Annotated in this window: 23 protein-coding genes and 1 pseudogene; 14 read left to right on the forward strand and 10 right to left on the reverse strand. The window is 55.5% G+C overall.

Translation table 11 applies throughout. From position 1 onward, the window contains the following. Nucleotides 1-20: 20 nt before the first annotated feature. Complete coding sequence (locus DDT56_RS04330) at nt 21-806, reverse strand: 5-oxoprolinase subunit PxpA (protein WP_136165276.1); 786 nt, start codon at nt 804-806, stop codon at nt 21-23. A gap of 127 nt (nt 807-933) precedes the next feature. Between DDT56_RS04330 and DDT56_RS04335 the strand changes: the two genes are divergently transcribed. From DDT56_RS04335 to yjiA, 4 genes are all read left to right on the forward strand, one after another. Continuing rightward, on the forward strand, nt 934-1,848 hold the full coding sequence (locus tag DDT56_RS04335; protein WP_136165277.1) for a LysR family transcriptional regulator: 915 nt from the start codon (nt 934-936) through the stop codon (nt 1,846-1,848). A 248-nt stretch (nt 1,849-2,096) separates the two neighbouring features. Then, a complete protein-coding gene (locus DDT56_RS04340; RefSeq protein WP_136165278.1) occupies nt 2,097-4,250 on the forward strand; it encodes a carbon starvation CstA family protein in 2,154 nt (717 codons plus the stop codon). Nucleotides 4,251-4,401: 151 nt separating this feature from the next. Then, nucleotides 4,402-4,605, forward strand: coding sequence for a YbdD/YjiX family protein (locus DDT56_RS04345; protein ID WP_009113967.1), 204 nt, complete (start codon nt 4,402-4,404; stop codon nt 4,603-4,605). Between the two features lie 16 nt (nt 4,606-4,621). Further along, on the forward strand, nt 4,622-5,587 hold the full coding sequence (gene yjiA, locus DDT56_RS04350; protein ID WP_136165279.1) for a GTPase: 966 nt from the start codon (nt 4,622-4,624) through the stop codon (nt 5,585-5,587). A 78-nt stretch (nt 5,588-5,665) separates the two neighbouring features. Here the strand turns inward: yjiA and ybaK are convergent, their stop codons facing one another. The 3 genes and pseudogenes from ybaK to DDT56_RS25150 all read right to left on the reverse strand — a co-directional run. Next, complete coding sequence (gene ybaK / locus DDT56_RS04355) at nt 5,666-6,148, reverse strand: Cys-tRNA(Pro)/Cys-tRNA(Cys) deacylase YbaK (RefSeq protein WP_136165280.1); 483 nt, start codon at nt 6,146-6,148, stop codon at nt 5,666-5,668. A gap of 228 nt (nt 6,149-6,376) precedes the next feature. Further along, complete coding sequence (locus tag DDT56_RS04360) at nt 6,377-7,180, reverse strand: TraB/GumN family protein (protein WP_136165281.1); 804 nt, start codon at nt 7,178-7,180, stop codon at nt 6,377-6,379. Nucleotides 7,181-7,273: 93 nt separating this feature from the next. Next, a pseudogene (locus DDT56_RS25150) lies at nt 7,274-7,345 on the reverse strand (hypothetical protein); the annotation flags it as partial. 208 nt (nt 7,346-7,553) lie between these two features. Between DDT56_RS25150 and DDT56_RS04370 the strand changes: the two are divergent. After that, nucleotides 7,554-7,874 (forward strand): helix-turn-helix domain-containing protein, encoded by a 321-nt coding sequence (locus DDT56_RS04370; protein ID WP_136165282.1) that lies wholly within the window; start codon nt 7,554-7,556, stop codon nt 7,872-7,874. 83 nt (nt 7,875-7,957) lie between these two features. Here DDT56_RS04370 and DDT56_RS04375 read toward each other — a convergent pair whose 3' ends face one another. Together DDT56_RS04375 and DDT56_RS04380 are read right to left on the reverse strand one after the other, a co-directional pair. Further along, entirely contained in the window at nt 7,958-8,413 is a 456-nt protein-coding gene (locus tag DDT56_RS04375) for an NfeD family protein (RefSeq protein WP_136165283.1), read from the reverse strand. Continuing rightward, nucleotides 8,413-9,327, reverse strand: coding sequence for an SPFH domain-containing protein (locus DDT56_RS04380; RefSeq protein WP_136165284.1), 915 nt, complete (start codon nt 9,325-9,327; stop codon nt 8,413-8,415). Before DDT56_RS04380 ends, DDT56_RS04375 begins: the two co-directional genes overlap by 1 nt. Nucleotides 9,328-9,691: 364 nt before the next feature. Between DDT56_RS04380 and DDT56_RS04385 the strand changes: the two genes are divergently transcribed. The 6 genes from DDT56_RS04385 to DDT56_RS04410 all read left to right on the forward strand — a co-directional run bounded on the left by DDT56_RS04385 (nt 9,692) and on the right by DDT56_RS04410 (nt 15,980). After that, entirely contained in the window at nt 9,692-10,459 is a 768-nt protein-coding gene (locus DDT56_RS04385; protein WP_246856719.1) for an ABC transporter ATP-binding protein, read from the forward strand. Beyond that, nucleotides 10,456-11,301, forward strand: a complete 846-nt coding sequence (locus DDT56_RS04390) for an ABC transporter permease (RefSeq protein WP_136165286.1) — start codon at nt 10,456-10,458, stop codon at nt 11,299-11,301. Before DDT56_RS04385 ends, DDT56_RS04390 begins: the two co-directional genes overlap by 4 nt. A 47-nt stretch (nt 11,302-11,348) precedes the next feature. Further along, nucleotides 11,349-12,320 (forward strand): ABC transporter substrate-binding protein, encoded by a 972-nt coding sequence (locus DDT56_RS04395; RefSeq protein ID WP_136165287.1) that lies wholly within the window; start codon nt 11,349-11,351, stop codon nt 12,318-12,320. A gap of 14 nt (nt 12,321-12,334) precedes the next feature. Beyond that, a complete protein-coding gene (locus DDT56_RS04400) occupies nt 12,335-13,705 on the forward strand; it encodes an amidase (RefSeq protein ID WP_136165288.1) in 1,371 nt (456 codons plus the stop codon). A 199-nt stretch (nt 13,706-13,904) separates the two neighbouring features. Continuing rightward, entirely contained in the window at nt 13,905-14,702 is a 798-nt protein-coding gene (locus DDT56_RS04405; protein ID WP_136165289.1) for an isochorismatase family protein, read from the forward strand. A 585-nt stretch (nt 14,703-15,287) separates the two neighbouring features. Beyond that, entirely contained in the window at nt 15,288-15,980 is a 693-nt protein-coding gene (locus tag DDT56_RS04410; protein WP_136165290.1) for a hypothetical protein, read from the forward strand. A gap of 216 nt (nt 15,981-16,196) precedes the next feature. Here the strand turns inward: DDT56_RS04410 and yfaE are convergent, their stop codons facing one another. From yfaE to nrdA, 3 genes are all read right to left on the reverse strand, one after another. Further along, nucleotides 16,197-16,457 carry a class I ribonucleotide reductase maintenance protein YfaE gene (gene yfaE / locus DDT56_RS04415; protein WP_136165291.1) on the reverse strand — a complete coding sequence of 87 codons (261 nt, stop codon included), beginning with the start codon at nt 16,455-16,457 and terminating at the stop codon, nt 16,197-16,199. A gap of 5 nt (nt 16,458-16,462) precedes the next feature. Further along, a complete protein-coding gene (gene nrdB / locus DDT56_RS04420; protein ID WP_136165292.1) occupies nt 16,463-17,593 on the reverse strand; it encodes a class Ia ribonucleoside-diphosphate reductase subunit beta in 1,131 nt (376 codons plus the stop codon). Between the two features lie 280 nt (nt 17,594-17,873). Next, on the reverse strand, nt 17,874-20,159 hold the full coding sequence (gene nrdA, locus DDT56_RS04425) for a class 1a ribonucleoside-diphosphate reductase subunit alpha (RefSeq protein ID WP_136165293.1): 2,286 nt from the start codon (nt 20,157-20,159) through the stop codon (nt 17,874-17,876). A gap of 447 nt (nt 20,160-20,606) precedes the next feature. On the opposite strand from nrdA, the gene DDT56_RS04430 reads away from it, so the two are divergent. Together DDT56_RS04430 and DDT56_RS04435 are read left to right on the forward strand one after the other, a co-directional pair. Beyond that, a complete protein-coding gene (locus DDT56_RS04430) occupies nt 20,607-20,924 on the forward strand; it encodes a type II toxin-antitoxin system HigB family toxin (RefSeq protein WP_136165294.1) in 318 nt (105 codons plus the stop codon). Then, on the forward strand, nt 20,914-21,324 hold the full coding sequence (locus DDT56_RS04435; RefSeq protein ID WP_136165295.1) for a helix-turn-helix domain-containing protein: 411 nt from the start codon (nt 20,914-20,916) through the stop codon (nt 21,322-21,324). Before DDT56_RS04430 ends, DDT56_RS04435 begins: the two co-directional genes overlap by 11 nt. Nucleotides 21,325-21,417: 93 nt before the next feature. Here the strand turns inward: DDT56_RS04435 and ubiG are convergent, their stop codons facing one another. Further along, on the reverse strand, nt 21,418-22,137 hold the full coding sequence (ubiG, locus tag DDT56_RS04440) for a bifunctional 2-polyprenyl-6-hydroxyphenol methylase/3-demethylubiquinol 3-O-methyltransferase UbiG (RefSeq protein WP_136165296.1): 720 nt from the start codon (nt 22,135-22,137) through the stop codon (nt 21,418-21,420). Between the two features lie 210 nt (nt 22,138-22,347). Between ubiG and gyrA the strand changes: the two genes are divergently transcribed. Further along, entirely contained in the window at nt 22,348-24,987 is a 2,640-nt protein-coding gene (gene gyrA / locus DDT56_RS04445; protein ID WP_136165297.1) for a DNA topoisomerase (ATP-hydrolyzing) subunit A, read from the forward strand. Nucleotides 24,988-25,041: the final 54 nt, after the last annotated feature.

Here is a 25,041-nt window from a genome sequence, read left to right on the forward strand (position 1 = left end):
CTCAAACTCTCCTTATATTATTAAGATGTGGGATAAGAAATTATTCTGGCTGGCGGTTTAACGTTAATACCGGCGTCATCAAGCCGTTCGCGCGTGCTCTTGATTAATGCCTGCGCCCCTGGGGTATCGCTGTGAATACAGACTGAATCAAACGCCACGGGAATATCGTCGCCTTCCACGGTACGCACTTTCCCTTCCCGGCAGGCGCGTAATACTTTCTGCGCCACCTGCTCGGGGTCGAGCGGATTGACCCGGCGGACAAAGACGATCGATCCGCTGCGGTCATACTCTCTGTCGCCATAAAACTCACAAATAACAGGATGTTGTAGGCTTATTGCCTCCTGCCACAGCGCGGAGCCGTGCAGGCAGTACAGCAATAAATCGGGGGACAGCGCATGCAGCGTGGCCGCAAAGAGCCGCGCGGCGGCCCGATCCCGCGCCAGGTGCATATACAGCGCGCCGTGCGGTTTTATATGCTGTAGCGGCACCTGGTGCAGGCCGGCGAATTCGCGCAACGCACCTAGTTGATAAATAATGTCATTAGTCAACTCCTGCGGCGTAATATTAATATGCCGTCGCCCGAAACCCACCAGATCACGAAATCCGGGATGGACGCCAATCGCTACGCCATGATATTTCGCCGATTCAATTGTCTGGCTTATGGTATTGGGATCGCCGGCGTGAAAACCGGCGGCAATATTGGCGGAGCTTATATAAGGCATAATTTCTTTATCGACATTATCGCCTATTACCCAGGGGCCGAAATTCTCGCCCATATCGGAATTCAGATCGATTTCATGTTTCATAACTATTTCTTATTTGTGATGGCTTTGTTTAAAAATAATATAGAGTGAATTTTTTCCATTCGGAAAGACGTATTTTCAGATGGATGAATATCTGAAAAACAGAACGCCTCAACAATAAGGGAAAGATATGATCACACTGCGTCAGGTTCGGTATTTCGTGGCGACCGCCGAGATGGGGCAAATATCCCAGGCGGCCATTCATTTGAATATTTCACAGTCGGCGGTGACCGCGGCGATCCAGGAACTGGAAAATATGCTGGGGAAACCGCTGTTTCTGCGCTCGGTCCAGGGTATGACGCTGACCGAAAACGGCAGCTACTTTCTTAATCATGCCTATTCCATCCTGCGCAGCGTCGATGACGCGATGATGGTGCCGCTCACGGATAATCGCACCAAAGGGGCGCTGAATATGGCGGCCAGCTACACGGTAATGGGGTACTTTTTGCCGTTTCATCTGCAGCGCCTGGCCTACGGCTTTCCGCATATCACCATCAATCTGAATGAGCGGGAACGCAGCGACATCGAGCAGGGGCTGATCGACCGCTCCTTTGATATCTCGCTGGTGTTGACCGCCAATCTCACCCACCCGGAAATCACCGCGGAAAAGTTGTTTAACTCCGAGCGGCGTCTATGGTTGCCCAGCCGCCACCCGCTGTGCGAAAAACCGCAAGTGAGTCTGGCCGATGTGGCGCAAGAGCCCTTTATCATGCTGACGGTGGATGAGGCGGATCACAGCGCCATGCGCTACTGGGAGCTGAGCGGATATCGTCCGCGCATTATGCTGCGCACCAGCTCGGTGGAAGCGGTGCGCAGCATGGTGGCGAATGGGCTGGGCGTGGCGATTTTATCCGATCTGGTTTACCGGCCGTGGTCGCTGGAAGGGCGGCGTATCGAAACCCGTTCCCTGAAAGATATCGTGCATCCGATGAGCGTCGGGCTGGCCTGGCATCGCGACGCCGTATTCACCCCGCCGATGCAGGCTATTCGCGAATATTTCCGCAACGCCTTTCTGACGCCGCAGCTTAACGTGTCACGGCGCTGAGCGCCCGGCGTTTTTTTCTCCAACCGCTCACCGGGCGATTCCAACCGCTTAGTTCGCTATTTTACCGGCTGGTGAAATCCTCCCCTCGCACGCGCGTGCGATAACGTAATGTGCTGCAACCTGACCATTTCCATTTATCCGAATGTACCGCGCGACGGCGGAATCTGACGATCGACGCCAGCGCGCTATTTTTTAATAAACATCAAAATCAAACGATTACGACTTTTAATTTTAATGAAGGATGTCTTATGAAGAGCAGTACCTTTCTTAAACACATCCCCTGGGTGATCCTCGGGATCATCGGGGCGGCTTGTCTGGGCGTGGTTGCGCTACGCCGCGGCGAGCATGTCAGTGCGTTATGGATTATCGTCGCTTCCGTCGCCGTTTATCTGGTGGCCTACCGCTACTACAGCCTGTATATCGCCGAGAAAGTGATGCGGCTGGACCCCACCAGGGCGACGCCGGCGGTGGTGAATAACGACGGTCTCAACTACGTTCCGACCAACCGCAACGTGCTGTTCGGGCACCACTTCGCGGCCATCGCCGGCGCGGGTCCGTTGGTCGGCCCGGTTCTGGCGGCGCAGGTCGGCTATCTGCCGGGCACGCTGTGGCTGCTGGGCGGCGTAGTGCTGGCCGGCGCGGTGCAGGACTTTATGGTGCTGTTCCTGTCTACCCGTCGCAACGGCGCGTCGCTGGGGGAAATGGTCAAGAAAGAGCTGGGGCCGGTGCCGGGCACCATCGCCCTGTTCGGCTGTTTCCTGATCATGATTATTATTCTGGCCGTTCTGGCGCTGATTGTGGTGAAAGCCCTGGCGGAAAGCCCGTGGGGCGTGTTTACCGTGTGCTCCACGGTGCCGATCGCGCTGTTTATGGGCATCTATATGCGCTATATCCGCCCCGGCCGCGTGGGCGAGGTATCGGTAATCGGTATCGTGCTGCTGGTGCTGTCCATCTGGTTTGGCGGCGTTGTGGCCCATGACCCGTACTGGGGACCGGCGCTGACCTTTAAAGACACCACCATTACCTTTACGCTGATTGGCTATGCGTTTATTTCCGCGCTGCTGCCGGTATGGCTGATCCTGGCGCCGCGCGACTATCTGGCGACCTTCCTGAAAATCGGGGTGATTGTCGGTCTGGCCATCGGTATCGTGATCCTTAATCCGGATCTGAAAATGCCGGCGGTGACGCAGTTTATCGACGGCACCGGCCCGGTATGGAAGGGCACGCTGTTCCCGTTCCTGTTTATCACCATTGCCTGCGGCGCGGTTTCCGGCTTCCACGCGCTGATCGCTTCCGGCACCACGCCGAAGCTGCTGGCTAACGAAAACGACGCCCGTTTCATCGGCTACGGCGCGATGCTGATGGAGTCCTTCGTGGCGGTCATGGCGCTGGTGGCGGCCTCCATCATCGAACCGGGTCTGTACTTCGCGATGAACACCCCGCCGGCGGCGCTGGGCATTACCATGCCGGACCTGCACCGTCTGGGCACGGCGGATGCGCCGATGATCCTGGCGCAGCTGCAGGATGTCTCCGCGCACGCCGCGGCGGCGGTCAGCTCCTGGGGCTTCGTGATTTCTCCCGAGCAGATCCTGCAAACGGCGAAAGATATCGGCGAGCCTTCCGTTCTCAACCGTGCCGGCGGCGCGCCGACGCTGGCGGTGGGTATTGCGCACGTGTTCCACCAGATCATTCCGGGCGCCGACATGGGCTTCTGGTATCACTTCGGCATTCTGTTTGAGGCGCTGTTCATTCTGACCGCGCTGGATGCGGGCACCCGCGCCGGGCGCTTTATGCTGCAGGATCTGCTGGGCAACTTCGTGCCGTTCCTGAAGAAAACCGACTCGCTGATCGCCGGCATTATCGGCACCGCCGGTTGCGTCGGGCTGTGGGGCTACCTGCTGTATCAGGGCGTGGTGGATCCGCTGGGCGGCGTGAAGAGCCTGTGGCCGCTGTTCGGCATCTCCAACCAGATGCTGGCCGCCGTGGCGCTGGTGCTGGGCACTGTTATCCTGATCAAGATGAAACGCGCGCAGTACGTTTGGGTGACGCTGGTGCCGGCCGTCTGGCTGCTGATCTGCACCACCTGGGCGCTGGGTCTGAAACTGTTCAGCGACAACCCGCAGTTGGAAGGCTTCTTCTATATGGCCAACATGTTTAAAGGCAAGATTGCCGAAGGCGGCGCCGACCTGAGCGCGCAGCAGATTGCCAACATGAACCATATCGTGACCAACAACTACACCAACGCCGGTCTGAGCATCCTGTTCCTGATCGTGGTCTACAGCATCATCGCGTACGGTTTCAAAGCGGGGCTGGCTGCTCGCAAGAACCCCGAACGCACCGACCAGGAAACGCCTTATGTTCCGGTTCCGGAAGGCGGCGTGAAGCTCTCTTCCGGCCACTAAGCCGGCGTTATCGCCCGTCGGATTTCGCGAGGTCGCCGACACGACCGAGTAATGAAAGATGACGGGTATAAATACCCCGTATAATATATAAATGTTATGCGGGGTATTTTTTATAAAGCGGCCGTCGCAGGCGATGGCCCGGAGGTAATTTATGTTCGGTAATCTGGGAAAGGCGGGCAAATATTTAGGCCAGGCGGCGCGTATGCTGGTGGGTATGCCGGACTACGATACCTATGTCACGCATATGCAGACCAATCATCCGGATAAGCCGATGATGACTTACGAAGAATTTTTCCGCGAGCGCCAGCAGGCGCGCTACGGCGGAGATGGCAAAGGCGGGATGCGCTGCTGTTAACCAATCGGAATCCGTTATGACTCAACCACTTTACGTCACCATTCTGACCGGCTTTCTCGGCGCCGGTAAAACCACCTTGTTACGCCATATTCTCAATGCCGATCACGGTTACAAAATTGCCGTGATTGAAAACGAATTCGGCGAAGTGCCGATCGATAACGCGCTGATCGGCGAACGGGCCAGCCAGATCACCACGCTGAGCAACGGCTGTATCTGCTGTACGCAATCCAATGAGCTGGCGGATGCGCTGCTTGATCTTTTGGACGGCGTGGATAACGGCGCGCTGGATTTCGATCACCTGATTATCGAATGCACCGGCATGGCCGATCCGGGGCCGGTGGCGCAGACATTTTTCTCCCACGAGGTAATTTGCCAGCGCTTTGTGCTGGATGGGATTATCGCCCTGGTGGATGCGGTGCACGCCCGGCAGCAGCTCGATCAGTTCACCATCGCCCAGGCGCAGATCGGCTACGCCGACCGTATTCTGCTGACCAAAACCGATATCGCCGGCGAAGACGACGCCCTGATTCAGCGCCTGCAGCGCATTAACGCCAGAGCGCCGCTTTATCCGGCGGTAAACGGGGAAATCGACCTAAGCCTGTTATTCAATATCGAAGGCTTTATGCTTAATGACCGGCTGGCGCTGAATGCGCCGGTCTTTCGCTTTATCGCCCCGGCGCAAAACAGCGTTCAGTCCATCGCGATTTCTTTCTCTACCCCGGTGGAGCTCGACGCGGTGTCCGAACTGATGGAAAGTTTCCTGGTGAACTACGCCGATAATCTATTGCGTTACAAAGGCATTCTGGCGATTAGGGACGACTCGCGCCGTCTGCTGTTTCAGGGGGTGCAGCGGCTGTACAGCGCCGACTGGGACCGCGAATGGCGCGCGGACGAAGCCAGAGAAAGCGTATTGGTGTTTATCGGCAGGGATCTGCCCGAGCAGGAAATCCGCGAGGGATTTGCCCGGCTGACGGCGCACTGATTGTCGGACTCTTTTTAGCGGCGGGTGATGCGCCCGCCGCCGGTTCCCGCCTGCGCGAGGTGGCATCTCAAACAGCAATCATCCATCCTGTTTGGCGATATCCGCAAAGGTCGCTTGCAGCAGAGCGGCCAGGTCGTTTGCCGCCAGCTCGATATCCAGTCCGCGCTTGCCGCCGGAGATAAAAATGGTGTCGAACCGTTGCGCGGCGGCGTCAATCACCGTCGGCAACCGTTTTTTCTGCCCCAGCGGGCTGATGCCTCCCACCAGATAACCGGTTACCCGCTGAGCAATGGCGGGATCGGCCATATCGGCTTTTTTGGCCGCCAGCGCGCGCGCCACTTTCTTTAGGTCCAGCATGCCGGCGACCGGGGTCACCGCCACGGCAAGATTCCTGGCATCGCCGTTCAGCGCCACCAGCAGCGTTTTGTAAACCTGTTGTTTATTCAGCCCCAGCTTTTGGGCCGCTTCCTCGCCGAAATTGGTTTCATCGCTGTCGTGATGGTAGCTGTGTAACCGAAAGTCGATGTTGTTTTTCTCAAGCAGTTTGATTGCGGGTGTCATGATTCAAATATCCTTACGGGCGCGATACCCGTCATACTTCAAGCTGCATGTGCGTTGGCTACGCTCAGTCACCCGAATCACTTACTTGAGTAAGCTCATCGGGATTAATGAGAGACATCCTGTCTCTCACAGGAGGCCAGCCGTTGGCTGGTCAAATTCGTTCCCGACGAATTTGTCCTTCCCTTGCCGCCTTCCTGCAACTCGAATTATTTAGGGTATATACGTCGCTCAATTTTCCTGTAATAACTCGGGCAGATTGTTATCACCATATAAATGCAGGGCGCCGACCGCAACCACATAGTTTCCGGGCGGCAGCGCCTGAAGTTGCCGTTGCCAGCGGCGGTTGCGCTGGTTCATCAGCAGGTCGGTCATTTCATTGCTGAAGGTGGCGGGAATTTTCGGGGTCAGTTTGCCGGGTTTGCTGTCCAGCCACCAGCCCACCATGGTTTGCAGCAGGCGGGCGTTGATGTGCCAGTGCCTGATGGTATCCTCCAACAGCGGCAGACCGCCCTGCGGCAGCTGTTGCAACAAATCGACCTGCGTTTGCTGTCCCTCAAGCTCAATAATGTTCAGTCCCTGCGCCTTGGCGGCGTTTATCAACTGATAGTCGATGCCGTAATCCGGGCGCAGCCCCAGCACCTGCGCCTGACGGGCCTGGAGCATCAGCGCCGCCTGCCAGGCGGGCAGGCGATCGATAAGATTTTCGCTGAAAGAGAGCGTTTGGCAGATTTGCCGTAGCTGGGCGTAATCCTCCGGGGCGAGGCGTTCCGCCAGGGGAGGCTCAGACTCGGTATGGGCAAAAGGCGAAGCGGAATCGGCGATATCGGCTTCGACAATCAACGCCGTGGCCCCTTTTAGCTGTTTAAGCAATTCATCCGGCAGGGGAGCCATATCCATACTGCCCATATGAATACTGCCGACCAGATGGAGCTGGCGCTGGTCCGCCAACTGGACGTCCACCGCCGGGTAGGCGTAAGTCAGCGGCGAGATAAACCCGAGAAAAGTCGCCATTCTGCGCAGCAGTTGCCCCATAGATCCTGTCTCCTGATATCAACAGGTCTATGCTAAACGCTAAACGGGATAAGTTGTACCGCTATTCGGCTGAAAAATGCTTATCCCCCGGCCTTACGCTTTCGGCTTGAAACGCAGCAGGCGGTTGGCGTTGCCGACCACGGTGATGGACGACAGTGGCATCGCCGGGGCGTCATTGATACCGTCGCCAATCATCGCGCGGAGAAACTCTTTTTCTTTGAGGGATGGGAGAAAAAAACGGTATTAAAGCGTGGAAAGGAGATACCTGATGATGTATTGGCTGCCTTTAAAATTGCATCAGCGGTATTTAAAAATAAATCCGCTGCCGACATTGAAACAGACCTTAAAAATAAAGAGCTTGTTGAGGTGAAAAATGGTTGATAAACGATTGTTAAATATACAGCGCATGATCCTGCGGCAACATGCCGCCGGTACTGCCAGCGACGCCGATCTCGACGCTATCAACCGTCTGGTGGTCGAGAGTGTCAAGAAGGAATCACGCGCCGGCATGGACGCTGCGCGAGTGCGCGCTATCCGTGAACGTGAAAAAATTAGTCAAAGCCAACTTGCCAACATCATCAATATGTCGGCCAACAGCGTGCAAAAATGGGAGCGCGGAGTAAGCACACCGACAGGCGCGGCACTGCGAATGCTTGAGGTCATTGAGAGAAAAGGGTTAAGCGCCATTCTCTGATAAAGTTGGCCGCACCACTAAAAGTCCTTCCATCAGAGGGAAGGACAAGAGGTGAATAATGAATATCAGCGAAGGACGGAGCATTAATGATCCACCGGGCGCACATGCAGGGTGATGCCTTCAACGACGATGACTTCAATGTGCGTGCCGGCGACCAGATCCTGTTCCGCCTTCACCCGCCAGGTGCTGTCGCCAATCCTGACGCGTCCGAAACCGTCCACCACGGGTTCGCTCAGCGTGGCGCGCAGCCCGACCAGTTGCTGCCCGCGCTGGTTGAGCGTCGACGGCGGGCGGGCGAGCGTGCGTTTGCGCAGCCAGTACCACCACAGCAGGGCGGTGATAATGGTCAGCAGCGCGAATGCAATGCCCTGCCACGGCCATCCTATCGGCGTCAGCCAGACCAGTAACCCGACCACTACCGCGGAAATCCCGCTCCACAGCAGATAGCCGCTGGCGCCCAGCATCTCGGCCGCCAGCAGCAGACCGCCGAGCGACAGCCAGAACCAGTGCGCATTTTCCATCACCAGTTCAATATCCATTATTGACTCCGTTTGTCCTGGCTATCCTTAATCAGTTCGGTAATGCCGCCGATAGCGCCCATCAGGTTGCTGGCTTCCAGCGGCATCATGATGACCTTGCTGTTGTTGGATGAGCCGATTTGTTGCAGCGCGTCGGTATATTTCTGGGCCACGAAATAGTTGATGGCCTGAATATTGCCCGCGGCGATCGCCTCGGAGACCATTTTGGTCGCCTGCGCTTCGGCTTCCGCCGCACGTTCACGCGCTTCCGCTTCTAAAAAGGCGGACTGGCGCTGGCCTTCCGCTTTCAGGATCTGCGACTGTTTCTCCCCCTCGGCGCGCAGAATGGCGGCCTGGCGAACCCCTTCGGCCTCAAGAATATCGGCGCGTTTGTTACGTTCCGCCTTCATCTGCGCATTCATCGCCGCAATCAGCTCGGCCGGCGGGCGCACGTCGCGGATTTCGATACGGGTGATTTTGACGCCCCAGGGGTTGGTGGCCTCATCGACGATATGCAGCAGACGGCTGTTTATGCTATCGCGCTGGGAGAGCATTTCGTCCAGCTCCATCGAACCCAGCACCGTACGGAAGTTGGTCATGGTCAGGTTGACGATCGCCTGCTCCAGATTGCTGACTTCATAAGCGGCGCGCGCCGGATCGATAACCTGGATAAAGCAGACCGCGTCGATGGCCACATTGGCGTTGTCGCGTGAAATGACCTCCTGTGACGGGATATCCAGCACCTGTTCCATCATATTGATTTTGCGGCCGATGCGATCCATAAACGGCACCACCAGATTCAGCCCCGGCATTAATGTTTTGGTGTAGCGGCCGAAGCGTTCGACGGTCCATTGATAGCCCTGCGGGACGATTTTGATGCCTGACCAGACAAGGATCAGCGCAACAAAGATCAAAATAGGGATGACGGTAAGCATTATCTAAAACCTCCTGATTGTTTTATCTGCCGTTAGTGTAACCCAAGCGTAGCCGGAATCAGTTGGCTCTGTGGTTATTTCCCACAGTTTTGTCGCCTTTGGCATCCTTTGCCGCGCTGGCGCGGCACTCCGCTCAATGAATTGCCTGATAAGTTTGTCGTATTAGACAAGTTTGGAAAGTTTTTGCTACGGTGATGCTGCGCAATCGATTGACTTAATTCTTGGTATATATCCGGCGATGCATCCGTGCTGTGGCAATGGCGTCTCTGGGAATGCTGTTAATCAGGAGTATGCGATGAACCTTTCACCTGCAATAAACAAGTCACCGACAACCGCTCCCGCATCGCCTCCGGTAGCTATCTCGATGAGAGGCGTAAAAAAGCAGTTTCTGGATCACGATGAAAACGTGGTGGACGTGATTAAAGATATCTCGATTGATATCTATCACCGGGAATTTATCAGCATTGTCGGTCCCAGCGGATGCGGCAAGAGCACCATGTTCAATATGATTGCCGGCCTATTGACGCCCACCGCCGGCGAGATCCAGGTATTCGACCAATATTACGCCATGCCCAAGAAAGGCCGCGTGGGCTATATGCTGCAAAAGGATCTGCTGTTTCCCTGGCGCACCATCCTCGATAACGTCTGCCTGGGGCTGGAAATCAGCGAAGTGCCGAAGAAAGCGCGCCATGAACGAGCCATGGACTACCTGTTGAAATATGGTCTGGGGGATTTCGCCCATGCCTATCCGTCCACGCTCTCCGGCGGAATGCGCCAGAGAGCGGCGCTGATCCGTACGTTGGTGACCGACCCGGACATCATTCTGCTCGATGAGCCTTTCTCCGCGCTGGATTACCAGACCCGGCTGGTGCTGGAAGAGGAGATCCTGTCGATCCTTAATGAATTCGGCAAAACGGTGGTGCTGATCACGCACGATATCGGCGAAGCCATCTCCATGTCCGATCGCATTGTGGTGATGTCGCAGCGACCGACGTGGAATAAAAAAACCTATGAAGTCGGCCTGGCCAAACAACACGGCTCCGCCATGGGCGCCCGCAAAGATGCGCGCTATCAACAGTTTTTCGATGCGATATGGGCTGATATGGATATTCAACTGGGAGGTCGGCCATGAACATACCCGTTACCGCGGCGGATAAAACGCGTTCCAACCCGTCGGCGGCGAACCGGCGGCGCAAAAAGAAATGTCTGTCGTTGCTGAAAGATAATAGCTGGCGGGCGCTGATCCTTATCGGGATGGTGGCGCTGTGGCAATACGGCGTGGATAGCGGCATGGTCAATGCCTTTCTGATGGGATCTCCGGCGGGGATCTGGCATGAGTTTGTCCGTTTGCTGGCTAACGGCGAACTGCTGACCAATACCTATTTCACGGTGTACGCCACGGTGATCGGCTTTGTGCTCGGCAGCCTGCTGGGGTCATTGTCCGGGCTGCTGCTGTGGTTTTCACCTACGCTGGCGCGCATTCTCGATCCGTTCTTTATCGCCCTAAACGGACTGCCGAAAATTGCGCTGGCTCCCATCATTATTATCTGGTTCGGCTCCGGGCTGTTTTCCAAAATCGCCCTGGCGTTTATCGCCACCTACATCGTTGCGCTGTTGTCGGCGTGGCAGGGAACACATCAGATTGATGACAGCCAGGTGAATTTGATGCGTTCGCTGGGCGCCAACAAGAACCAGATTTTCCGTAAGGTGGTGATCCCCTCCACGCTGCCGTGGATTATCTCCGCCTTCCGCCTGAATATCGGTTTCGCGCTGATTGCCGATATCGGCGGGGAGTTTATCTCCTCGGATTACGGCCTGGGAAAAATGATTTTCGTCGCCGGTAACCTGTTCAACCTCAACGTGGTGTGGGTCGGCGTCTTTACCTTGCTGTTCGTCGCTATCGTGCTTTATCTGCTGGTTATCCAGCTACAGCGCTGGCTGCTGCCCTGGGAACGCCAGTCCGTTAATCGTTAGTCATGCCGTTTGCCCGTTTCGTTACCATTAGCCGAAGGAATTCACCGATGAATAAAATTGTTTCATGGCTGTGCGCCGCTCTCTTTACCCTGGGGTCCGCCGGCGGTTTTGCCGCTGATGGCAAGGCCGAACGCGTGCTGGTAACCGAAGCGTTTCACTCGCTGCTGTATCTGCCGGTCTATGTGGCGAAACATCAGGGAATATTTGCTCAGAACCAGATCGATGTGGCGACCATTCGTTCGGCCGGCTCCGGCCCCACCGCGCTGGCGGCGGTGCTGTCCGGCGAGGCGCAGTTCTCGGTTCACGGTCCCGAACATGTGGGATTCGCTCAGCAGAAAGGCGGTAAAGCCAAAGCCGTCAGCGCCGTCGCCAACAGCGCGCCGGTGTGGATACTGGCCAGGCCGGATTTTACCTTTAATTCGCCGGCCGATCTGAAGGGCAAACGGCTGGTTTCCGGGCTGGCGCCCGGCACGTCCAACACGCTGCTGCAGCGTTTACTACAGCAGCAGGGGTTGGATCCCAAGAAAGACGTCACGATAAACGAAGTGCAGAATGGTTCCGAACTGGGACCGTTGCTGGCCGGCAGAGCGGACGCCGCGGTGGTCTATGAGCCCCAGACGGATCAGGGCGTGGAGCAGGGGTTGAAAGTGGTTTACGACTTTACCCGTGATTATCCCGAGTATGCTTTCTCCACCATCAATACCTCGGAGAAAACCATCGCCGACAATCCGCAGCTGGTTGCGCGTTTCGTCAAATCCATCAACGAATCTCTGGCTTTTATTCACCAGCACCCCGATGAAGCGAAAAAGGTGGCCCGTCTGGAGTTCGCTTCCCTGGACGGCAAGGTGGTGGACGCGGCGGTTCAGCGTATGATCGACAGCAATGTCTATCCCGCCAACGCGGTTATTTCACCTTTGGCATTCACCACCGCGATCGACATCCAGAAATTCGTCGGCAATATCACGCAGGATATGCCTTATGAACAGATTGTGGATGGCCAGTTCGCCAGGAAACCCTGATAAGGAGAGGCGTTATGAAAAATGTGTTGGACCATTCGCCTTTTGCCACCATTGCCGCCACCCGGCGGCTGTTGGCGGCACGCAAAGTCTCTCCGGGAGAGTTGCTGCGTCATTTTCTGGCGCGCATCGACGAGCGGGATACGCAGATCAAGGCCTGGCGCTATCTCGATCGCGACGGCGCCAGACGGCGGGCGGCGGAGCTGGATCGCCAGATGGCGGCGATTGCCTGCAAGCCGGCGCTATTTGGCATTCCCTATGGCGCCAAGGATATCTTCCATACGCGCGGATTGCCCACCGAAGGCGGTTCTAAAGTCCGTCAGGGAATGATCTCCAGCGAGAACGCCAGCGTTATCGATCGGCTGGATAAAATTGGGGCGCTGTTGCTGGGCAAGCTGACCACGACGGAGTTCGCCAATTTAGGCACGCCGCCCGAAACCGGCAACGCCTGGAATCCGCAGCATACGCCCGGCGGTTCAAGCAGCGGTTCCGCGGCGGCGCTTGGCGCGCGCATGGCGCTGATGACGCTGGGAACGCAGACGGCCGGATCGCTGTCCCGTCCGGCGGCGTTTAACGGCGTCACGGTGCTTAAGGCGACCTACGGGCGCATCAGCAAGGCCGGGGTTATCCCCGCCAGCTGGTCGCTGGATCACGTCGGCGCCTTTACTCACACCGTGGAAGATGCCGTGCTGGTGTATAACGCGCTGTCGGGCCCCGATCCCCGGGATGAGACGACGCAGAACCAGCCTTACGCGCCGCTGCAATTAAGGGAGAAGCACGATTATACTGTCGGTATCGTGGAACATCCGTGGTTTGCCGATGTGGACGACGAGATCGGCGTTGCCTGCCGGCAGGCGATGGACGAACTGGCCGAACGCGGCGTTCGGCTGCGACGCATCGAGTTGCCGGAAAGTTTTGCCGCGGCCTGTCAGGCGCATCAGATCGTGATGCAGGCCGAATGCGCGGCCTATCACCGCACCACGTTTCTGCAAACGCCGGCGTTATTCGGCGCTTATTTACAGGAGTTCCTGCAACAGGGGCTGGCTATTTCCGCCCATGAGTATTTGCAGGCCCAGCAGACGCGGGCCCGTTACCGCTCTGAACTGGCGGAACTGTTTGAGCAGGCGGATATCCTGATGACGCCGGCCACGCCGACGCTGGCGCCTTATAGCCTGGAACTTACCGGTTCGCCGGCGTTTAATATGCCGTTCACCAACGCCGGTGTGCCGACGCTGGCGCTGCCGGTGGGTTTTTCCCGCTCGGGATTGCCTATCGGCATGCAGTGGGTCGCCCGGCACGGTAATGAACAGGCGCTGGTGGATCTGGGGTTGTACTATCAGCAGATGACCGATTGGCATGCCCGTTTACCGCCGGTGTGCCAGCAATGAAAATAAGCCGCCCGCCAGTTTATCCGGCGGGCCGTCGCCAGCGACGTTGAAAAATGCTCCAGGCATTTTTTTATGACGGGCTATCCCTGCCCGTCACCCTGCGGGCCGCCGCTAGCGGCGTTGAAAAATGCTCCAGGCATTTTTTTTAAGCGCGCGGTTTGTGCGCGTAGTTTTTTCCGGTTAACCAGGATGGCGTGTTATGTACGATAAGTTATTGACGGTTTCTGATGCGGCGAAAATGCTGGGGATCTCCGCCAGCACTCTGAGGCGCCTGGAGGAAAACGGCGAAGTGAAAACCTATGGCCTCAAGGTGGTTTATACCCCCGGCGGCCAACGCCGCTATCTGGCCGATGAAATCCAGCGCATTTATTCACAGACCGGGTTTGCCAGTAAAATCGGCTTTGGCTCGAAGGCGGCCGTCCTGATACGGGACGTGACCTATGCCTTTATGGATTCGGGATCCACGCTGGCGATCAATACGTCGTTTAATAAAACCGCGCTGTGCCGGTTGCTGGAACTGGCCAGGCAACACCAATCGCCGACGGTATTTACCCGTACGATTTATCAGCAAGATCACCATTTTTCGCGGATGTGGGGGAAAAAGTTTTCTTCTATTACCGTCCTGGCGGAAGATGCCTACCTTAATCGGATCGATGCTGCGCTGGAAGGCATCGCTTTCGATCGGATGCAGTCCACCTGCTATATCTCCGATTTGCACGGTCACGATCTAACGATGTGGCTGAAACAACAGGGAGTGGATACGCTTATCCTAGGGGGGGTGACCGCCAGCGGCAGCCTGCGCGCCACGGCGATTGAAGCGTTCCAGGCGGGGTTTCACGTGGTATTGCCGCGGGAGATTACCGGCGACAGAAGTCAGTCCGTGCTGGATTTCACCCTATTGGATCTTAACGCCCGCTATGCGGATGTGCTTGGCATTGACGAGGTGCTCGGCTGGCTGGCCGAACAGCCGGTTGCGGCGGAGCCGGAGCAGGCGTAGCTCGCGCATCACATATCCAATTCAATATCATTAGGATCAGCGCAACAAAAATCAAAATAGGGATGACGGTAATTTGGCAGGTTCATTCGAATACCGGGGACTATTACGGTATTCTGGATAGTCGCGATGGGCTATTCCATTAAGACAGTGCAGAGAACTGCCTTGTTCTTCCATGGGGCCTAAAAGAGTGGGAGTATTTATTTAGCCGGAAGTCTTTGGGTTATATCTTTGTTTTAATGTCCGTACAATCCAAAACAGCAGCTTATAAGAGAGATAAGTGCATATCAGAGACACTAAAATGATGGCAATCATTAAGCTGTTAAACGCACTTCCATTGGGGAAGATGTTCACAATCCCGGCCAGCCACATAATTCTTTCCTCCGAAAAACGGGTGAAAATTAGCGTGCTAATAATTTGCAACCAGAACAAAAGGAAGATGATAAAGATACATATGTTTCTGATTGTCTTCATGACAGTTCTTTTTTTGTTCATCGCACTTCTCTTTTTTGTTTATGATGAATTATTATAGCGTAAATATTGTACTGAACAGTTTACATTATATCAACTTTAATAACAGGGTATTCAATGTCTTACATGTTGGAAGTGAAGGATAAAATGGAGGCCGATCACCAACTTGCCCTCCAATTGGAGCGGGCTCTGCAAGGCGTCAAGGAAATTGCTAAAGAGCAGGTTCAGGTATTGAATAATGGTATTGAAAGGGCAAGCTGGTGGAGTTCCTGTTTTTTTGATAGTTATCAGGATGCTTGTGACAATCTCAAGCATGAAGATAAAAGAATGGTCCAAGCCGTTATCAAAATGTTTAAAAGTAATGACATTATCTTTGAAATGGTCAAACTTTACGTAGACTCAATCCTGAGTAACGCCAGTCTTTCAACGATTAATAAAATCAGCCAATCTTTATTAAAAGTTTCATCAAGTTATGCATCTGCAAAACTAACCAACCATACTGTTTCTTATGTGGTTGCTAAAGCCGCATGTGAATCTTTTGGATTTGTTTTTTCCGTGAGGCAAGGGCTAAATAAATATTTAAATGGTGCTCTTATGACGTTAACGGGATATGGAAAAGTTGCTCTTGCCGCTAGTGCGGCGAACCGTTTAAAATCCGCCAATCCGAACTATTATCACATACTGTATGCGAATAATATTGAAATGCTGTATTTTTTAGTTGAGCCGCATTTTTCCAAAAACGCTTACTTTTCAAAAATCATGTTAAGTGAGGATGAAGTAGTATTTCTGGTGGAAAGTTTAATCCGGTAATTGGCGTATGAAAAAATTCTTAAAATACACCTTTATTGATTTGTGCTTCGAGTTCCTTCCCGTTATTGCAATAATAGCGATTGCCATTTTTTCCGTAAGCTTTTTCCCTGACCACTGGCACTATATTACTGGTGTGGGAATCGTGGTCGTTTTTATTTTATTATGGAAATTTGCCAAAAAGCCCTGGTAAACGCTGAAGGTCGTTCACTTCCGGGCTCACATATCCAATTCAATATCATTAACGGGCATGCAGCAGCAGGGCAGGATTTCTCCCTGCTGAATGCAGGCCAGCGGCGTCTGGCGGTAGGCGACTTGGCCTTTCAGCAGGCGCAGGCGGCAGGAGCCGCAGTACCCGGAGCGGCACTGGTATTCGACGCTCACCTGATGGGACTCGAGCACATCCAGCAATGAATTGCCCGCGTCCGCGCAGGTCAGCTGCGCACCTGAGGCGCGCAGGGTGATGGTGGCGTTATTCATGGCGATTAAAGCTGAAAATCACTCAGGTCGTCGGCATTCATTTCGGAATCAATCTGACCCACCAGATAAGAGCTGACCTCCACTTCCTGCGGCGCGACCTGGACGTTATCGGACACCAGCCAGGCGTTGATCCACGGAATCGGGTTGGTGCGCGTTTCGAACGGCCGCGCCAGGCCCACCGCCTGCATACGGATATTGGTGATGTATTCAACGTACTGACACAGGATCTCTTTGTTCAGGCCGATCATGGAGCCGTCGCGGAACAGATAGTCGGCCCACTCTTTTTCCTGCTGGGCGGCGAGCACGAACAGGTCATAGCATTCCTGCTGACATTCCACGGCGATTTTAGCCATGTCAGGGTCGTCGTGGCCGGCTCGCATCAGGTTCAGCATATGCTGGGTGCCCGTCAGGTGCAGCGCTTCGTCGCGGGCGATCAGCTTGATGATTTTGGCGTTGCCTTCCATCAGTTCGCGTTCGGCGAAGGCGAATGAGCAGGCAAAACTGACATAGAAACGGATCGCTTCCAGCGCGTTGACGCTCATCAGGCACAGATAGAGTTTCTTTTTCAGCTCATACAGATTAACGGTAACGGTTTTGCCGTTCACCTGATGAGTGCCTTCGCCCAGCAGGTGGTAGTAGCTGGTCATTTCGATAAGCGAATCGTAGTAGCCGGAGATGTCCTTGGCGCGCTTGAGGATCTCTTCATTGGTCACGATGTCGTCAAACACCACCGACGGGTCGTTGACAATGTTGCGGATAATATGGGTGTAGGAGCGCGAGTGGATGGTTTCGGAAAACGCCCAGGTTTCCACCCAGGTTTCCAGTTCCGGGATGGAGATCAGCGGCAGCAGCGCCACGTTGGGGCTGCGGCCCTGAATCGAATCCAGCAGCGTCTGGTATTTCAGGTTGCTGATGAAAATGTGTTTCTCATGCTCAGGCAGCGCCTGATAGTCGATGCGATCGCGGGAAACGTCCACCTCTTCCGGGCGCCAGAAGAAGGAAAGCTGTTTTTCGATCAGCTTTTCAAAGATTTCGTATTTTTGCTGATCGAAACGGGCAACGTTAACCGATTGACCGAAGAACATGGGTTCGAGTAGCTGGTCGTTTTTATTCTGTGAAAATGTGGTATAGGCCATTGTTTTCTCCTAAAAAAATGCCGGGAGCATTTTTTAACGCCGCTTGCGGCGGCCGTAGGGGCGGGCAGGATAGCCCGCCATAAAAAAATGCCGGGAGCATTTTTTAACGCCGCTTGCGGCGGCCCACAAAGCGTGGTTGCAGGGATTGCCCGCGATAAAAAACGCAGAAGCTGCGCAGCAGCCTGGGGCGCCTGAATCAACCCCCCCCAACCCTCCCTTTCGCAGGGGAGGGCGTTTAGCGCCTCCCCCTGATAGGGGGGAGGATGTGAGGGGGAAAGGCTTAAATCTTGCAGGCGCCGCCTTCGCAACCGTCGTCCTGCGGCTGCGTCGACAGGTCGTCCTGCGCGTCTTCCGCGCCGTCGCGGGTGTTCTGGTAGTAGAGCGTTTTAACGCCGAATTTATACGCCGTCAGCAAATCTTTCAGTAGTTGCTTCATCGGCACTTTTCCCGACGGGAAACGCGACGGATCGTAGTTGGTATTGGACGAAATCGCCTGATCGACGAATTTCTGCATCAGGCCGACCAGTTGCAGATAGCCGTCATTGTTCGGCATTTCCCACAGCAGTTCGTAAGCGTCTTTCAGCGTTTCATACTCCGGCACCACCTGGCGCAGAATGCCGTCTTTGGACGCCTTCACGCTGATGTGTCCGCGCGGCGGCTCAATGCCGTTGGTGGCGTTGGAGATCTGCGAAGAGGTCTCGGACGGCATCAGCGCGGAGAGCGTGGAGTTGCGCAGGCCGAACTCCTTAATCTCATGACGCAGCGTTTCCCAGTCATAGTGCAGCGGTTCGCTGCAAATCGCGTCAAGATCGCGCTTGTAGGTGTCGATGGGCAACACCCCCTGGGAATAGGTGGTTTCGTTGAACCACGGGCAGGCGCCTTGCTCGCGCGCCAGCACGTTGGAGGCTTTCAGCAGATAATACTGAATGGCTTCGAACGTTCTGTGCGTCAGGTTGTTGGCGCTGCCGTCGGAGTAGCGCACGCCGTTTTTCGCCAGATAGTAGGCGAAGTTGATAACGCCGATGCCCAGCGTGCGGCGGCCCATGGCGCCGCGTTCGGCGGCGGGGATCGGGTAGTCCTGATAATCCAGCAGGGCGTCCAGCGCGCGTACCGCCAGCGTCGCCAGCTCTTCCAGATCGTCCAGGCTGTCGATGGCGCCGAGGTTGAACGCGGAGAGCGTACACAGGGCGATTTCGCCGTTGTCGTCATTCACGTCGTTCAGCGGCTTGGTCGGCAGCGCGATTTCCAGGCACAGGTTGGACTGGCGCACCGGCGCAATCTGCGCGTCGAACGGGCTGTGTGTGTTGCAGTGATCCACGTTCTGAATATAGATACGGCCGGTGGAGGCGCGTTCCTGCATCATCAGCGAGAACAGCTCGACCGCCTTGATACGCTGCTTGCGGATGCTGTCGTCCTGCTCGTATTGCACGTACAGACGTTCGAACTCGTCCTGATCGGCGAAAAACGCGTCGTACAGCCCCGGCACGTCCGACGGGCTGAACAGGGTGATATCTCCGCCTTTGACCAGCCGCTGGTACATCAGCTTGTTAAGCTGCACGCCGTAGTCGAGATGGCGCACGCGGTTGCCTTCCACGCCGCGGTTGTTTTTCAGCACCAGCAGGCTTTCGACCTCCAGATGCCACAGCGGGTAGAACAGCGTCGCCGCGCCGCCGCGCACGCCGCCCTGGGAGCAGGATTTGACGGCGGTCTGGAAATGCTTATAGAAAGGAATACAGCCGGTATGGAAGGCTTCGCCGCCGCGGATCGGGCTGCCCAGCGCGCGGATGCGCCCGGCGTTGATGCCGATGCCTGCGCGCTGGGAAACGTATTTTACAATGGCGCTGGAGGTGGCGTTGATGGAATCCAGGCTATCGCCGCACTCGATCAGCACGCAGGAGCTGAACTGGCGGGTCGGCGTACGCACGCCGGACATGATCGGCGTCGGCAGCGAGATTTTGAAGGTGGAGATGGCGTCGTAGAAGCGTTTGACGTAATCCAGCCGGGTTTCGCGCGGATAGCCGGAGAACAGGCAGGCGGCGACCAGGATGTACAGGAACTGGGCGCTTTCGTAGATATCGCCGCTGACGCGGTTCTGCACCAGATATTTCCCTTCCAACTGCTTGACGGCGGCGTAAGAGAAGTTCATATCGCGCCAGTGGTCGATAAAGCCGTCCATCGCGGCGAACTCTTCCGCGCTGTAGTCGTCCAGCAGATGCTCGTCGTATTTGCCCATGTCGACCATTTTTCTGACGTGATCCAGCAGCGCGGGCGGCTCAAACTGGCCGTAGGCTTTTTTGCGCAGGTGGAAGATAGCCAGACGCGCCGCCAGATACTGGTAGTCGGGGCTTTCACGGGAGATCAGATCGGCGGCCGCCTTAATGATGGTTTCATGAATGTCCGCGGTGCGGATACCGTCATAAAACTGGATATGGGAGCGCAGTTCCACCTGAGAAACAGAGACGTTATGCAATCCTTCCGCGGCCCAGGTAATGACTCGGTGGATTTTATCCAGATTGATTCTTTCTTTACTGCCATCGCGTTTGGTTACTAGCAGGCTCTGGTTCATGGGAAGTAACACCTATCCGTTTTTTTAACCCCGTATTGACTGCGCTGCACAAAACGAAACGCCAGGCACGGTAGTACCTTTCATTCGCTGTAAACACAATATGTAGGGGGGTGGGTTTAATTTGATAACAAGATAATGATAAAAACCGGTTATTGCAAGTGAGCAAAAACGGGGTAAATTGTGGATAACTTGGGTAGGAAATGTTATTGATTCGCTAAATGCCGGTTCGCTAGCGGCCTCTGGCATTGTCAATGCGTGGGGATAAAAAAATAAATATTTGATCGCTTGCCGCTTTCTTGTTCGCGACGAAAATCGTCATCTTGATCAAATCATGAAAACGCTAATGATACTCGGAATCGTCTGATTATCAAGCTGCTGGTTGCCAGTTTGGCAACTGCGGCGCGGTGGGCTATAATGTTGCCAACTTGGCAATTATGGTGAATGGATATGCACCTTATTTCAATGAAAACCATTGTCGAAGCCTCTCGTCGCTTCCCGCAATATGCTGAGGATCTGATGAAGCTGGGAAGGGTAATAGAGAAAGGGAACTTCCCTACGCCGGACGAATTAAAGAAAGTTTATCCGTCACTGGATAACTTTAAATACCTGGATAAACACTACGTCATTAACGTGGCCGGGAACGAATTGCGGGTTATTGCGCTGATATTCTTTGCCGGACAGAAGTTTTACGTTCGCGAAGTAATGACCCATGCTGAATATGATCGGTACACGGCTTTACGCCGGGGGAAAAGAAATGATCGCTGATGCGCTGAAAGCCACTGAAGAACTGAAAGCCGCTGTGCCGCTGCTGGCGGGAAGCACCAGCGAAAAAGACTACCGCGACGCCCTGGCGTTGGTGGAACATCTCCTGATGCACGATCCATCGAGCCCGCTGCTGGATATGGTCTGCGTCAAAATCGCCGAATATGAAAACAATCTGCCGGAAGTGGCTGAGTTTCGTAAACACGTGGCGGCGTTGCCGTCCGGCATCGCCGTTCTGAGCACGCTGATGGAACAATACCATCTGAAACAACAGGATTTCCCTGATGAGATCGGCAGCAAATCTCTGGTATCCCGCATTCTGAAAGGTGAACGGCAGCTTACCACCGAGCATATTCGCAAACTGTCGCAACGTTTTGGGATCTCGCCGGCGTTGTTTATCTGACCCAAGCCTAGCAGGTAAACTGTCTTTCCGAGCCCGGACAGTTTACCTTACTCACCAATCAGCCTGTTCATCATCGGCGTATTCAGAACGGCATTAGGCTTCGCGCCGGGTGTGCAGCATATAATTCACGTCCACATTGGGGCCGAGCTTAAAGCGGTCGGTCAGCGGGTTGTAGTGTAATCCGGTGATATGTTTTTCGCGCAGCGGGGTGGCGTCGACCCACTCAATCAGCTCGGCCGGGCGGATGAATTTTTTAACGTCATGGGTGCCGCGCGGCAGCATCTTCAGGATATATTCGGCGCCGACCACCGCCATTAGCCAGGCCTTGGCGTTACGGTTAATGGTGGAGAAGAACACGTCCCCCCCCGGCTTGACCAGATTCGCGCAGGCGCGCACCACCGACTGCGGGTCGGGAACGTGCTCCAGCATTTCCATACAGGTCACCACATCATATTCGCCGCTGTGCGCCTGGGCGTGCGCCTCGACGGTTTCCTGAATGTAATTCACCGCCATGCCGCTTTCCAGCGCGTGTAAACGGGCCACCTGCAAGGGCTCGGCTCCCATATCCAGTCCGGTGACGTCGGCGCCTTCCCGCGCCATGCTTTCGGCCAGAATGCCTCCGCCGCAGCCCACGTCCAGCACTTTCTTGCCGAACAGGCCGTCGGCGCGCTGCGCTATATAGCCCAGTCGCAGCGGGTTGATGCGGTGCAACGGTTTGAATTCCCCTTCCAGATCCCACCAGCGTGAAGCAATGGCTTCAAATTTGGCAATTTCCTGCTGGTCGACGTTCGGGGTTTGATTTTCTGCATTCATCTGCAATTACGACCTTTGGTTATTTTCATCTTACGCGAGTATATCGTCAGCGCTCGTAATGTTGTAGCCGTCATCGAATTTCCCGCCCCGCGCCTAAAACGCCTCTCCTTTATCAGGAGGCGGGGGAGTTTCCCCCGAAACCGCGCTTTGTGATATACTTTTTCACCTTTTGAACTCGGGTAGATGCATAAATAGAGGGATAGCGGCTCCATGAGCGACCTTGCCAGAGAAATCACACCGGTCAACATTGAAGAAGAGCTGAAAAGCTCGTATCTGGACTATGCCATGTCCGTTATTGTCGGGCGTGCGTTACCAGATGTTCGTGATGGACTAAAACCGGTACACCGCCGCGTACTGTACGCGATGAGCGTACTGGGCAACGACTGGAACAAAGCGTATAAAAAATCAGCCCGCGTGGTCGGGGACGTGATCGGTAAATATCACCCGCATGGCGATACCGCCGTGTACGATACCATTGTGCGTATGGCGCAGCCTTTTTCGCTGCGCTATATGCTGGTCGACGGACAGGGCAACTTTGGTTCGATTGACGGCGACTCCGCCGCGGCGATGCGTTATACCGAAGTCCGCATGGCGAAAATCGCCCATGAACTGTTGGCCGATCTGGAAAAAGACACCGTTGATTTTGTGCCGAACTATGACGGCACGGAGCAGATTCCCGACGTTATGCCGACCCGCATACCCAACCTGTTGGTTAACGGGTCTTCCGGTATCGCGGTCGGGATGGCCACCAATATTCCGCCCCATAACCTGACGGAAGTGGTGAACGGCTGTCTGGCGTATATCGACGACGAAAACATCAGCCTTGAAGGCTTGATGGTGCATATCAAAGGACCGGACTTCCCGACCGCCGCCATTATCAATGGCAAACGCGGTATCGAGGAAGCCTACCGCACCGGGCGCGGCAAGATTTATATTCGCGCGCGCGCCGAAGTGGAGGCCGACGCCAAAACCGGGCGTGAAACCATTATCGTGCATGAAATTCCGTATCAGGTGAACAAAGCGCGCCTGATTGAAAAAATCGCCGAACTGGTGAAAGACAAGCGTATTGAGGGCATCAGCGCGCTGCGCGACGAGTCCGATAAAGACGGTATGCGCATCGTTATCGAGATCAAGCGCGATGCGGTGGGCGAGGTGGTGCTGAACAATCTGTATTCCCAGACCCAGCTGCAAACCTCTTTCGGCATCAATATGGTGGCGCTGCATCAGGGCCAGCCGAAGATCATGCCGCTGAAAGATATTCTTTCCGCCTTTATCCGCCATCGCCGCGAAGTGGTCACCCGCCGGACTATTTTCGAACTGCGTAAAGCCCGCGACCGGGCGCACATTCTGGAAGGGCTGGCGATTGCGCTGGCGAATATCGATCCCATTATCGAACTGATCCGCCGCGCGCAGTCCCCGGCGGAGGCAAAAGCCGGATTGATCGCCCAATCATGGGAACTGGGTACGGTTGCGGCGATGCTGGAGCGTGCGGGCGACGATGCCGCGCGCCCTGAATGGCTGGAGCCGGAGTTCGGCATCCGCGACGGTCGCTATTATCTGACCGAGCAGCAGGCGCAGGCGATTCTGGATCTGCGTTTGCAGAAACTGACCGGCCTGGAGCATGAAAAGCTGCTGGACGAATATAAAGAGTTGCTGGCGCAGATTGCCGAGCTGCTTTATATCCTGGCGAGCCCGGAACGGCTGATGGAAGTGATCCGCGAAGAGCTGGAGGCCATCAAGGCGCAATACAGCGACGAACGCCGCACCGAGATCACCCACAATACCGCCGATATCAATATTGAAGACCTGATCTCTCAGGAAGACGTGGTGGTGACCTTGTCGCATCAGGGCTACGTCAAGTATCAGCCGCTGAGCGACTATGAAGCGCAGCGCCGCGGCGGACGCGGTAAATCAGCGGCGCGTATCAAGGAAGAGGATTTTATCGATCGTCTGCTGGTCGCCAATACCCACGATACCATCCTGTGCTTCTCCAGCCGCGGCCGCCTGTATTGGATGAAGGTTTATCAACTGCCGGAAGCCAGTCGCGGAGCGCGCGGCCGGCCCATCGTCAACCTGCTGCCGCTGGAGCCGAACGAGCGTATCACGGCGATCCTGCCGGTGCGGGAATATGAAGAAGGGCGCCATGTCTTTATGGCCACCGCCAGCGGTACGGTGAAGAAAACCGCGCTGACCGAATTCAGCCGTCCGCGCAGCGCCGGTATTATCGCCGTTAATCTCAACGACGGCGATGAACTGATCGGCGTGGATCTGACCGACGGCGGCAACGAAGTGATGCTGTTCTCGGCGGATGGCAAGGTGGTGCGCTTCTCCGAAGGGGCGGTTCGCTCCATGGGCCGTACGGCCACCGGGGTGCGCGGCATCAATCTGCAAGGCGAGGATCGGGTGGTGTCGCTGATTATTCCACGCGGCGACGGCGACATTCTGACGGTGACGCAGAACGGCTTCGGCAAACGCACCGCCGTCAGCGAGTATCCGACCAAATCCCGCGCCACCAAGGGGGTTATCTCCATCAAGGTGAGCGAGCGCAACGGCAACGTTGTCGGCGCGGTACAGGTGGATACCGTCGACCAGATCATGATGATTACCGATGCGGGCACGCTGGTTCGTACCCGCGTTTCCGAAGTCAGTATCGTCGGGCGTAATACTCAGGGCGTTACGCTGATCCGCACGGCGGAAGATGAAAACGTGGTCGGTCTGCAACGTGTCGCCGAACCGGTGGAAGATGAAGAGTTGGATGACGTGGTGAAAGTCGAGGGTGAAATTGCCGAAGACGAAGACGTCGCCGACGATATCGATACCGATGACGACATCGTGGAAGATGATGAATAATCCGGGGTATCGGGTTATTGGTCACGGCGCCCCGCCCAGGCGGGGATGACGACA

The sequence above is a fragment of the Brenneria corticis genome, assembly GCF_003115855.1.
Lineage (GTDB): Bacteria > Pseudomonadota > Gammaproteobacteria > Enterobacterales > Enterobacteriaceae > Brenneria > Brenneria corticis.